This is a genomic window from Argonema antarcticum A004/B2 (genome assembly GCF_023333585.1).
Classification (GTDB): domain Bacteria; phylum Cyanobacteriota; class Cyanobacteriia; order Cyanobacteriales; family Aerosakkonemataceae; genus Argonema; species Argonema antarcticum.
The window spans coordinates 31,672-32,459 of record NZ_JAIQZN010000082.1; the positions used below are offsets into that span (position 1 = coordinate 31,672).

Annotated in this window: 1 protein-coding gene; it reads right to left on the reverse strand. The window is 51.4% G+C overall.

Going from position 1 to position 788, the window contains the following annotated elements; genetic code table 11:
- Positions 1-78 precede the first annotated feature (78 nt).
- Positions 79-788, reverse strand: a 710-nt coding sequence (locus LAY57_RS26900; RefSeq protein ID WP_249070249.1) for a GH116 family glycosyl hydrolase, incomplete at its 5' end; no start/stop codon positions are given.

Below are 788 nucleotides of genomic sequence, written 5' to 3' on the forward strand. Positions count from 1 at the left end.
CAAAGAGCGCTAAAGCGCAACAACGTACCCAAAAACTTGAGTTAAGTAGAGAAAACCTCTGTAGACGTGGATTTGGTGTTAGTTCTGAAAATCTGTCAGAACGCCGTAGATTGCCCAGATTGCCATTGGTCGGAGGTAGTGACTGGCACGGAATGTACCGACAGCTGTAATGGCTTCTGGCGTCCGAAATTGCAGCCCGTTATCATAAATTTGTCGCACCACGGCTTCTGTAAGCTGGAATGCTTCAGCTTTCATTCCCATCTGGACTAGAAAAGCCGCTAGACCGAAATTAATTCCAGTCCAGACTTCCAGAGGATGGGTAGCGTCGGGTTTTTCGGCAGAACCATCAAGTTTGACACCGTTAGCAGCACCTATCTGACCGTTGTGGAACTTCAAGAAGCAGGCTTCGTAAACTGTTTTTAGGGCGCTGAGGGCACATTCGGCTGGTACAATGTCAGGTAATCCCAGTAAGCGAGCGTAGAATTGGCCGCACAGCTGGTCTGCCATCACTACATCTGAGCCGCTTTCGCTATCGAGTTTGTAGTACTGACCGTTCCAGAGTTTTTGCTGATAAAGCTCGATCGCTTTTTCTAACCAACTCTTATAGTTATCGATCGTTTCTTGAATATTATCTTTACCAATACTCCTCCCCTCCTCTAGGGTGTGGTCATAAGTAGTTGGTTGAAACGAAAAGCTTTTCTTCTGGGCCTTGTCCTCCTTGTGCCCCGGGGGGGGGGGGGGGGGGGGGGGGGGGGGGGGGGGGGGGGGGGGGGGGGGGGGGGGGGGGG